Origin of the sequence: Pseudomonas sp. MD195_PC81_125, assembly GCF_014060985.1 — a bacterium.
Lineage (GTDB): Bacteria > Pseudomonadota > Gammaproteobacteria > Pseudomonadales > Pseudomonadaceae > Aquipseudomonas > Aquipseudomonas parakoreensis.
On the sequence record NZ_JABULD010000509.1, the window covers coordinates 1 to 9,925 of the forward strand.

A 9,925-nucleotide genomic window follows, 5' to 3' on the forward strand; every position below is an offset into this window, starting at 1 on the left:
GGGATCAGTGTAGGAGCTGCCGCAGGCTGCGATCTTTTGATCTTGAATCAGCGGCGGGTCAGCGGCTGTGCTTCGAACTTCACACCGGCCAGACCGTGCTTGATCAGCGCACGGATATTGCCGTGGTCACTGCCTTCAGGCGTCGCCAGCACCGAGCGGTAATGCTCGCCGAATGCCAGCAGCGCTTCTTCATCGCTCAAGCCTTCCAGCAGTGCCAGACCCAGGGTCTTGCACGAACCTTCGTTCTGCCCGGCAGCGTTTTCCACGCCACCGTTTTTGAACGCTTGCGGCTGGTAGTCATAACCGGCAGCGATGAAGGCCAGGGTATCGGCGAAAGCGTGTTCGCCGCTGTTGAGGCTGGCGCGCAGGGTGTTCAGATCACTCATTGGGTTTTCCTTTGGCGAACGCCGCCTGTTGTTCGGCGCTGGCTTCTTGCTGGTATTGGGCTTTCCATTCGGCGTACGGCATGCCGTAAACCACTTCGCGGGCGTCATCGAGGCTGACCTCGATCTGACGGTCATCGGCGGCGGCCTTGTACCACTTGGACAGGCAGTTGCGGCAGAACCCGGCAAGGTTCATCAGGTCGATGTTCTGCACGTCCTTGCGGCTGTCCAGATGGGCGACCAGCCGGCGGAAGGCGGCGGCTTCGAGTTCGAGGCGTTGTTGCTCGGTCATGATGGGCTCTGTGCAGTCTATTCGTGGCGCGGATGATAAAAGTCTGGCGAGCAATGCGCCAGACGCGCTCAGCGGCTGGCCGCGAGGGTGATCGACACCGACTCGGCAAATCGCAGGGCATGCGGCTTGTCGACTTCGACTTCGGCGTAAAGCACGGCGGTATTGCTCATCACCAGATCCAGCAGCTCTTGGGTCAGGCGTTCGAGCAGCGCAAAACGATTGCCCTCGACGTGGGCGATGATCGCCTTGGTAATGGTGCGGTAGTTCAGCGCGTGATCGATGTCGTTGTCGCGCACCGCTTCCTGCGCGGCGTACTGGATGGTCAGGTTGATCAGCACATCCTGTTTGTTGAGGATCTCGTCCTCGTTGATCCCGATAAAGGTGCGCAAGCGCAGATCCTTGACCCGGATGCGCGCCATTCCCGGTTGAAGTTGTGACATTTACTTGCTCCGTCCAATCAATTGCAGGAACTCCTGGCGAGTGTTGCTCGAGTCGCGAAAGGCGCCGAGCATGACCGAGGTGTTCATGGTCGAATTCTGTTTCTCGACACCGCGCATCATCATGCACATGTGCCGGGCCTCGATGACCACCGCGACGCCAGCGGCATCGGTGACCTGTTGCACTGCGTCGGCAATCTGCCGGGTAAGGTTTTCCTGAATCTGCAGGCGCCGGGCGAACATGTCCACCAGCCGCGCGATCTTCGACAGCCCCAGCACCTTGCCGGTTGGAATATAAGCCACATGGGCCTTGCCGATGAAGGGCAGCAGGTGATGTTCGCACAACGAGTAGAGCTCGATGTCGGCGACGATGATCATCTCATCGCTGTCAGAGGCAAACAGCGCGCCGTTGACGATCTCCTCCACACGCTGTTCATAGCCGTGACACAGGTATTGCATGGCCCTGGCCGCGCGCAGCGGAGTGTCGAGCAGGCCTTCGCGGTCGGGGTCTTCACCGAGGCCGATGAGGATCTCGCGGTAATTCTCGGGCAGGGTACGGCTCATGGGAGATCCTCGCGCAGCAACTTATTTGACGTGCCGTCCGCCGTTGACGGTCAGGGTCGTACCGGTGACATAGGGGTTGTCGAGCAGATAGCGCAGGCTCTGGTAGATCACTTCGCTGCCGGGTTCGATGCCCAGCGCGGATTTGGCCAGCGCCTTGGCGCGGTACGCCGCGTCGTCATCGGGATTGAACAATAGCAGGGCCGGCGCGATGCCGTTGACCTTGATTGCCGGCGCATAGCGCGCGGCGAAGGACAGGGTCAGGCTGTCGAGCCCGGCCTTGCTGGCGCAATAACCGATGTGCTTGCTGCTGCCCTTGCGGGTGACGTCGTCGCTGATATGGATGATGTCGGCCGGTGTCGAGCGCTTGAGCAGGTCGGCGCAGTGCAGGTTGATCAGGTACGGCGCGAGCATGTGCACGTTGAGCATGCGTACGAAGGCTTCGGCTTCGTTGCCTGGGGTTTCCGCCAGCCATTCGGAGGCGTTGTGGACGATGGCGCGCAAGCGGTCGGTATGGGTTTTCAGTTCATCGATGAAGGCGAGAATGGCCGCTTCGCTGGAGAAGTCGGCGAACACTCCGATCGCGCCCAGATCCCGCAGCGCTTGCACGCCGGGACGTTCGCTGCGGTAGGTGAAAATGACCTGATGGCCGTCTTCAAGCAAACGCTGCGCGCAGTGCAGACCGACACGCTGGCCGGCACCGGTGATGAGAATCGGGGCGGAGGAATTGGTCATGAATGGCTCGCGTCGCGTTTGGAGCAAAAACTATAACAGCGACGCTGGCGAAAAGATCGCAGCCTTCGGCAGCTCCTACAGGGGCGCCTTCACCGTAGGAGCTGACGAGTGCAACGAGGCTGCGATCTTTAGCGATTCTGCGTAGAGGGTGTTGCAGGCAAAGGTCGCGCCGGCACAGCGTTCAACCAGTTGGCCAGCAGCCGCGTCGACAGCGGAATAAAGAAATACACCATCAACGGCGTCAGGCACGCCGTGCTGATCAACACCCGCGGCAGCAGGCTCATGTCGCCGAGCAACGGCCCGAGAACAAAGTTGAACAGCAGCGATACCGGAAAGAACGCCAGCCAGATGGCCACGGCCTGTTTCCAGCGCGGTGGCCGCTGACCGGCCGCGCCGAACCAGCCTTCGATGCCGCTGACCCGATGTTCTTTGGGATGCGCGAACAGATCGCTGCCCCGCGCGAGCCACGCGGTACGCGAGACCGAGTGCTCCCAGGCATGCAGGGTCTGTTCGTCGACAAAGCGGAAAATGATCTGGAATTCGTTGTCACCGGGTGGCGGAGCGAGCACGCCGGAGCCCAGGTAACCGGGAAAGTCAGTGGCCAGTTGTTCGCCTTCGCGCAGCCAGGCAATCAGGTCCTGATAGCGGCCATCGGCGACGCGACGCGCAACCATCAGCGTGACGGGGGAAGTAGACATTGTGTATCTCCGTATTCCGAGTGCGTCGCTCCGGGTAAGAGTTTCGCAATACGCAGGCGGGGGTAGGAGCCTGCGCTTTTTGACAAGCAAGGATTATTCCTGATTTTAATGACAGTTTCAGAGACTTTCGTCTCTGTTCATGGGGTTGAACCGATAGAGGGCATCGGAGGTAGAATGGGATCCAAATCTACCGAGTGGATGCACCTGCACAATGGCTGTTATCACGGACGCTGACTCTGCTTTGCAGGCCTCTGTCGCACTTGAGCGCGAAGAGTTGTTCCCTATTCGTGAGGTGTCGCGCCTGACCGGCGTCAACCCGGTAACGCTGCGTGCATGGGAGCGTCGCTACGGTTTGATTCAGCCGACGCGCACCGAAAGCGGGCACCGGCTGTATTCGATGACCGAAATCGAGCGCGTGCGCAGCATCGTCGACTGGATCGACCGCGGCGTGGCGGTGAGCAAGGTCGGCAAGATACTCGCCAAGACCGAGCCGCTGAAAGTGCTGGCGCATATCATTCCTGATGATCTGGTGCAGGCTGATTACGCGCAGTGGCAGCTACAGGTGCAGGTTGCAGTCAGCGCGTTCGATGACCGCGCGCTGGATCAGGTCTACAACCAGATTTTCTCTTCATATTCGCTGTCAGTGGTGTTCCAGGACATTCTCATGCCGTTGTGGCTGCAGATGTTGCAACGCCAGGATGCCTTTGGGCAGACCAGCGAGTGGCTGTTTTTCGACGGGTTCCTGAGGGCGCGGGTTTTGCAACGCATTGTCACGCTGCGCGGCACGCAACCGCGCAAGGTGATTGTCAGTGCGCTCGCCGGTCAGTGCCGTGAACTCGAGTTACTGGTTGCCGCGTTATTTCTCAGTGGCAATGATGCGGGGGTGCGAGTGCTGACCACTGGTCAGCCATTCGATGAATTGGCGTTGGTCTGCGAGCGGATCAAGCCACAGGCGCTGGTGCTGTTTTCCAATCACGCCCCCACCCCGGATTTGCCGCGCCGTCTGAATCGGCTGGCCTTGAGTCTCGACTGTCAGGTAATGCTCGCGGGCGACGCTGCCGATCTGGCACAGGATAGTCTGGCCGGATCGTCAATCGGTTGTCTGGGCAATGAAGGGGCGACGATGCGTCAGCGCATGACGCAGTTTCTCGCGGGGACGCTGGATACCTGAATATCAGGTGTGCAGGGCGGGGTGGGTCAGACGGTGTTGTTGCAGGATGAACTGACGCAGGCGTTCGGTTTCATCGGCATCGGTCTGGCTCAGCTCGTAAGCGTAGAAGCCATGCTCGGTTTCGCGCTCGAAATTGCCGCGCAGGGAGATCCGCTCATAACCTGACGGGCTGAACCACAGGGCGAAATGCTTGGGCGGTTTGGTCTTGTTGCGCATTTCCAGCAGCACGCCTTTGTGCGATACCTCATGCACCCACATCATCCCCGGTTGGCCCTTGGCATTTTCCAGCGCGACCGGCTCTTCGAGGGTCAGACGCCAAGGGCGAACCATCGGCCCGTCTTCGTAAATGCTGGGTACGCCCAAACGCAGGTGCAAGGCGTGAAATTCGTCTTCCACCAGGTGCAGCGGAAAGGTCATTTGCTGATTTTCGAAATTGGCCTGGATGGTCACTTGCTCATGAGCCGCCAGACGCGTGAGCAGGTCACGGATCTGCGAGCCGCCATTGACCAACAGGCTCGACGTCGCATCCCGCACATTGAGTTGCGGGTTGTGCTGCATGGTCTGGATGAAATCCAGCTCATCCTGGGTCAGGAGGGCGTCGCGTTGCATGGCCTGGCTCGAAAGAAATAGTTACAAAGTCATTGGTGATTGTAGTTACTGACACTTAGTTCGCCGTTTTGTTTTCGCCGTTCGTCGCTTTGAGCGCCGCGAGTTCGGCTTGCAAGGCGGCAACCTGCGCTTCCAGTTGCGCGACGCGTTGTTGCGCCTTGACCTGAACCGTGACGTCTTTTTGCACGCCGACGATATAGGTTTGGCCGTCATCGGCGTTTTTTACTGTCGATAGCGACAGTTCATTCCAGAAAGGCGTGCCGTCCTTGCGATAGTTGCGCAATGTTTCACGACACGCGCCACCGTTACGCAGCATTTCGCGAATCCTTTCCAGACTCGGCTGATCGCGGTCTCCGGCCTGAAGAAAACGGCAGTCCTGATAGAGAATCTCTTCGCTGCTGTAACCGGTCAGGCGTTCGAAGGCCGGGTTCACATAGATCAGGATGTTGTCCTGCTCGCCTTCCTTTTCGGCCACGACGATTCCATCGTTCGACGCGTTGATCACCATTTGCATCAGGCTGGCATTGATCATCAATGAATCCTTTCGGTGTCGATAATGGCTGGCATTCTAGAAGTTCCAGCGGGTCTGTCTACTGGCCATCACGGCGAATCGGGCCTGGATCGCGGCTTTTGCGTCGGACTGCTACTATCGCCGCTCTTTTTTTTCAGCTCCAGGATCAGATTGATGAAAGTCGCCATCCTCTCCGGCTCGGTTTACGGCACGGCCGAAGAAGTCGCCCGTCACGCGCAGAACCTGCTGAAAGACGCCGGTTTTGAAACCTTCTACAACTCGCGCGCCAGCCTGGCGGATATTAAGGCGTTCGGCCCTGAAGCGATTCTCGCGGTGACCTCGACCACCGGCATGGGCGAGTTGCCGGATAACCTGCAGCCGCTCTATTTCAGCCTTCGCGATCAATTGCCGATGGCCTGGCGCGGTTTGCCCGGCGCGGTGATCGGTTTGGGCGATGCCAGTTACGGCGATACGTTTTGCGGCGGTGGCGAGCAGATGCGCGAGTTGTTCGCCGAGCTGGGCGTGCGCGAAGTACAGGAGATGCTGCGTCTGGACGCCAGCGAAAGCGTGACCCCTGAAACCGATGCCGAGCCTTGGCTGGCGCAACTGATCGCCGCGCTCAAGGGTTGATCGCGCGTTCGCGCAGCAGGGCCAGCCAGGCCTGGGCAGCTTTCGACAGGTAGGCGCCGCGACGCCAGATGAACGCGATATCCCAACGCAGATAATCTGGCGCGCGCAAGGTCAGGCGCACCACGCCCGGACGCTCCAGTGCCCGGGCGACCACGCTCGGCAACAGCACCACGCCTTGCCCGGCCGCCACCAGCGCCACGAGAAAATCCGCCTGGCCACTGCGCCCGCCTTCTTTCGGGGTAAAGCCCAATTGCTGGCACGCCTGCAATAGACGGTCATTGAGTACGAAGCTGCGCTGATACAGCAGGAACGGTGTTTCGGCCAACTCCTCCAGAGCAATTTCACCGCGCGCCGCCAGTGGATGATCCACCGGCAGCAACGCGTCGAGCTTCTCATCGCAGAACGGCTGAAAATCGAACTGCGGATCCTTGGGCAGCAAGCTGCCACCCAACTCCAGTTCACCGCTGAGCACCGCCTGCTCGACGTTACGGCTACCGCCCTCAAGCAATTGAATGCTGATGTTCGGATAGCGCCGCCGATATTCGGCGAACAAACCGGCGAACAACGCATCGCTGCCCAGCAGCGGCAGACCGAGGCGCAATTCGCCGCGCGCCAGTTGGCTCAGATCATCCAGTTCGCTGAGCAACTCCTGACGCAAGCGCAGCATGCCCTCGGCGTGTGACAGCACCACGCTGCCCGCAGCGGTCAGGTGTAACTGGGAGCCGAGCCGTTCGAGCAACGGAATGCCGAGGCTCTGCTCCAGTTGCGCAACTTGTTTGCTCACCGCCGACTGACTGACGTGCAGGGTTTTCGCCGCCTGGGTAAAGCCGCCTTGACGCATGACTTCGACAAAACTGCGCAGCTGTTTGAATTCCATTTTCCGATTCCGTTTTGGAATAGCCATGAGTCTAACAATTCGCTTCTGGGATGGCAGGCCGCTTCGTAAAATAAGCCCCTGTAAGGAGCCCATCATGAACGCTGCATCCCTCACTTATGTTTCCCGTCTGATAGCAGAACTGGCCGTGTTGCTCGGTCTCTATTTGCTCGGCTGCCAGATCGCCGCGTGGCTGGCCTGGCCAATCCCCGGTGGCGTTATCGGCATGGCCCTGTTGCTGCTGGCGTTCGCGTTTGGCTGGGTCAAACCGGCGGCGCTGCAACTGGGTGCCGGCTTGCTGATGGCCGAGATGCTGCTGTTCTTTATTCCGGCACTGATGAGTCTGCTCGACTACGGCGTACTGCTGCGTGATGACGGTTGGCGGATTCTGCTGGTGATTGGCGCCAGCACCCTGATGGTGATGCTGGTGACGGCCTTTACCGTGGAGTTGGCCGTGCGCCTGAGGCGGTCTCATGAAGCTTGAATGGATGCCGATGTTCTGGCTCGCTTTCACTCTGTTGGCGTATCTGTTCAGTCGCTGGATTTATCGGCGTACCGGGCGTTATCTGTTGTCGCCGCTGATTCTGGTGCCGGCGCTGCTGCTGGCGCTCGCCATACCGTTGCACACGGCCTATGCCGAATACGCCAGCAACACCCATTGGTTGATGCTGGTGCTCGGGCCGGTGACCGTCGCTTTCGCGGTGCCGATCTGGCAGCAGCGACGTCTGCTGGTGCGGCACTGGTCAGCGCTGTTGCTGGGCATGCTCGCCGGCAGCGCGGCATCGATCGCTACTTCGTTTGGCCTGGCCAGGGCGCTGGCGCTGGATACCTCAGTCACGATGTCGCTGGTGCCGCGTTCGATCACCACGCCGTTCGCCATGCCGCTGGCGCAGGATCTGGGTGGCGTGCCGGAACTGACGGCCGTGTTCGTGATGTTCACCGGCGTGTTCGGTGCGATGCTCGGCGGCGTGCTGCTCAAGTGGCTGCCGCTGCGCAGTGCCTTGGCGCGCGGTGCATTGTTTGGGGTTGGCGCGCACGGTGCCGGCGTCAGTCGGGCGCATGAAGTGGGCGGTGAAGAAGGCTCGGTGGCCGGGCTGGTGATGGTGCTGACGGGACTGCTCAATCTGTTCGCCGCGCCTTTGTTGGCGTCGTTGCTTTGACATGGATCCAAGCTGTTTGCATGGCTGACCCGCTCAGTCATCAAGCTGGCTGGCAATGCAACTACGTGAGCCCCGGGAGCTGACTAGACTGCTGACACGTGCCAAACAATAAGAACGCAGAGGTGCATACAGTGAGCGTAGCCCCCGTCCAGTCGCCCGTTAATGTCAAAGACCAGGTCAGTGCTGCGGAGTGGCAGACCCGGGTCGATCTCGCCGCCTGTTATCGACTGGTCGCCCTGCATGGCTGGGACGACCTGATCTTCACCCACATTTCCGCCAAGGTCCCGGGCACCGAAGACTTCCTGATCAACCCGTTCGGCTTGATGTTCCATGAGATCACCGCCTCAAGCCTGGTCAAAGTCGATCAGGCCGGCAACAAGCTCATGGACAGTCCCTACGAAATCAATCCCGCCGGTTACACCATCCACAGCGCCGTGCACGAAGTGCGGCACGATGTGGTGTGTGTACTGCACACGCACACCGCGTCCGGCGTGGCCGTTTCAGCGCAGAAGCAGGGCGTGTTGCCGATCAGCCAGCAGTCGCTGTTCGTGTTGTCGAGCCTGGCCTATCACGCCTACGAAGGCGTGGCGCTGAATCACGAAGAGAAAGCGCGCTTGCAGGCCGACCTGGGCGAGAACAATTTCCTGATGCTGCACAACCACGGTCTGCTGACCTGTGGCGGCACCATCGCCGACACCTTTCTGATGATGTTCACCTTCCAGCGCGCCTGCGACATTCAGGTCATGGCGCAGACCGGCGGTGCTGAACTGATCGCCATCGAACCGCAGATCCTGGCGGGCGCCAAAGCGATGATCGCCGGCGTCACCAAAAGTGCTCAAGGCATGGGCGGCGCGCTGGCCTGGCCGGCGTTGCTGCGTAAACTCGATAAACAAGACCCCGGATATAAACTCTGATGCCTCTTGCCGAGATTCCTCTGTGTGTCTGGCGCAAACGCAGCCGGACATTTGTCTTTCGCGGCCAGTCGATCCGTTACTGGACGGCGGGGCAGGGTGAGCCGCTGTTGCTGATCCATGGCTTTCCGACGGCCAGTTGGGACTGGCATTACCTGTGGCAGCCGTTGGCCCAGCGCTATCGGGTGATCGCCTGTGACATGCTCGGTTTCGGTGATTCGGCCAAACCGTTGCATCACAGCTACAGCCTGCTGGAACAGGCCGATTTGCAACAGGCGCTGCTGGCCCATCTGCAGGTCGAGCAACCTCTGCATATTCTGGCTCACGATTACGGCGACAGCGTCGCCCAGGAACTGCTCGCGCGGCATTACGAAAACCGGCTCGCCGTCGCCAGTTGCGTGTTCCTCAACGGCGGGCTGTTCCCGGAAACCCATCGCCCGGTGCTGATGCAAAAGTTGCTGCTCAGCCCTTTGGGCTGGATGATTGGCCGGGCCTTCAGCCGTGATGCATTGGTAAAAAGCTTTCGGCAGATTTTCGGCCCGCAAACCGGCCCCAGCGAAAGCGAACTGGATGATTTCTGGAGCCTGATCGAGACCCACCGCGGCCCGCGCATCCTGCACAAACTGATTGGCTACATCCCCGAGCGCCGGGCGCAACGCGACCGCTGGGTAGCGGCCATGCAGCGTGATGACATCCCGTTGCGAGTGATCGATGGCGAAGTCGATCCGGTCTCGGGTGCGCACATGGTCGAGCGTTACCGCCAGTTGATCGCCGGCGCCGACACGGTGTTGTTGCCGGGCATCGGCCACTATCCACAGATCGAGGCGCCGGTGCAGGTGCTCAAACATTATCTGGCGTTTCGTGATCGCCTGGAGTTGCCGCCGCGCAAGGTGGCGTGCTCCTGAGAGATCAAAAGATCGCAGCCTGCGGCAACTCCTGCACAAATTAATGCA

At 60.2% G+C, this 9,925-nt stretch carries 15 protein-coding genes; 6 read left to right on the forward strand and 9 right to left on the reverse strand.

The genetic code is table 11. The features are described 5' to 3' along the window. Positions 1-47: 47 nt before the first annotated feature. The 6 genes from HT737_RS20325 to HT737_RS20350 form a co-directional block, all read right to left on the reverse strand. Positions 48-386: a HopJ type III effector protein gene (locus tag HT737_RS20325; RefSeq protein ID WP_182403878.1), complete on the reverse strand. Its 339-nt coding sequence runs from the start codon at positions 384-386 to the stop codon at positions 48-50. Further along, complete coding sequence (locus tag HT737_RS20330) at positions 379-675, reverse strand: DUF1244 domain-containing protein (protein WP_007968038.1); 297 nt, start codon at positions 673-675, stop codon at positions 379-381. The genes HT737_RS20325 and HT737_RS20330 overlap by 8 nt, the downstream gene beginning before the upstream one ends. A 68-nt stretch (positions 676-743) precedes the next feature. Further along, entirely contained in the window at positions 744-1,115 is a 372-nt protein-coding gene (folX, locus tag HT737_RS20335) for a dihydroneopterin triphosphate 2'-epimerase (RefSeq protein ID WP_041073935.1), read from the reverse strand. Continuing rightward, the gene (gene folE, locus HT737_RS20340) at positions 1,116-1,676 is read right to left on the reverse strand and encodes a GTP cyclohydrolase I FolE (RefSeq protein WP_047291757.1); all 561 of its coding nucleotides are present in this window, start codon (positions 1,674-1,676) and stop codon (positions 1,116-1,118) included. Between the two features lie 21 nt (positions 1,677-1,697). Further along, complete coding sequence (folM, locus tag HT737_RS20345) at positions 1,698-2,408, reverse strand: dihydromonapterin reductase (RefSeq protein WP_182403879.1); 711 nt, start codon at positions 2,406-2,408, stop codon at positions 1,698-1,700. Between the two features lie 128 nt (positions 2,409-2,536). Further along, on the reverse strand, positions 2,537-3,106 hold the full coding sequence (locus HT737_RS20350) for an antibiotic biosynthesis monooxygenase (protein WP_047291761.1): 570 nt from the start codon (positions 3,104-3,106) through the stop codon (positions 2,537-2,539). 211 nt (positions 3,107-3,317) lie between these two features. Here HT737_RS20350 and HT737_RS20355 point away from each other — a divergent pair, with 211 nt between their 5' ends. Further along, entirely contained in the window at positions 3,318-4,277 is a 960-nt protein-coding gene (locus tag HT737_RS20355) for a MerR family transcriptional regulator (protein WP_182403880.1), read from the forward strand. 3 nt (positions 4,278-4,280) lie between these two features. On the opposite strand, the gene HT737_RS20360 is transcribed toward HT737_RS20355, so the two are convergent. Next, positions 4,281-4,886 (reverse strand): hypothetical protein, encoded by a 606-nt coding sequence (locus HT737_RS20360; protein ID WP_025109427.1) that lies wholly within the window; start codon positions 4,884-4,886, stop codon positions 4,281-4,283. 55 nt (positions 4,887-4,941) lie between these two features. Further along, a complete protein-coding gene (locus HT737_RS20365) occupies positions 4,942-5,418 on the reverse strand; it encodes a PAS domain-containing protein (protein ID WP_182403881.1) in 477 nt (158 codons plus the stop codon). A gap of 153 nt (positions 5,419-5,571) precedes the next feature. Here HT737_RS20365 and HT737_RS20370 point away from each other — a divergent pair, with 153 nt between their 5' ends. Beyond that, on the forward strand, positions 5,572-6,027 hold the full coding sequence (locus HT737_RS20370; RefSeq protein WP_182403882.1) for a flavodoxin: 456 nt from the start codon (positions 5,572-5,574) through the stop codon (positions 6,025-6,027). Here HT737_RS20370 and HT737_RS20375 read toward each other — a convergent pair. Continuing rightward, the gene (locus HT737_RS20375) at positions 6,017-6,904 is read right to left on the reverse strand and encodes a LysR family transcriptional regulator (RefSeq protein WP_182403883.1); all 888 of its coding nucleotides are present in this window, start codon (positions 6,902-6,904) and stop codon (positions 6,017-6,019) included. The two genes, HT737_RS20370 and HT737_RS20375, sit on opposite strands and share 11 nt — an antisense overlap. A 94-nt stretch (positions 6,905-6,998) precedes the next feature. On the opposite strand from HT737_RS20375, the gene HT737_RS20380 reads away from it, so the two are divergent. The 4 genes from HT737_RS20380 (at position 6,999) to HT737_RS20395 (ending at position 9,877) form a co-directional block, all read left to right on the forward strand. Next, positions 6,999-7,385, forward strand: coding sequence for a CidA/LrgA family protein (locus HT737_RS20380; RefSeq protein WP_182403884.1), 387 nt, complete (start codon positions 6,999-7,001; stop codon positions 7,383-7,385). Next, a complete protein-coding gene (locus tag HT737_RS20385; RefSeq protein WP_095667474.1) occupies positions 7,375-8,061 on the forward strand; it encodes an LrgB family protein in 687 nt (228 codons plus the stop codon). Before HT737_RS20380 ends, HT737_RS20385 begins: the two co-directional genes overlap by 11 nt. A gap of 131 nt (positions 8,062-8,192) precedes the next feature. Continuing rightward, complete coding sequence (locus HT737_RS20390; RefSeq protein ID WP_182403885.1) at positions 8,193-8,975, forward strand: class II aldolase/adducin family protein; 783 nt, start codon at positions 8,193-8,195, stop codon at positions 8,973-8,975. Then, on the forward strand, positions 8,975-9,877 hold the full coding sequence (locus HT737_RS20395; RefSeq protein WP_086793805.1) for an alpha/beta fold hydrolase: 903 nt from the start codon (positions 8,975-8,977) through the stop codon (positions 9,875-9,877). Before HT737_RS20390 ends, HT737_RS20395 begins: the two co-directional genes overlap by 1 nt. The last annotated feature ends 48 nt before the right edge of the window (positions 9,878-9,925 follow it).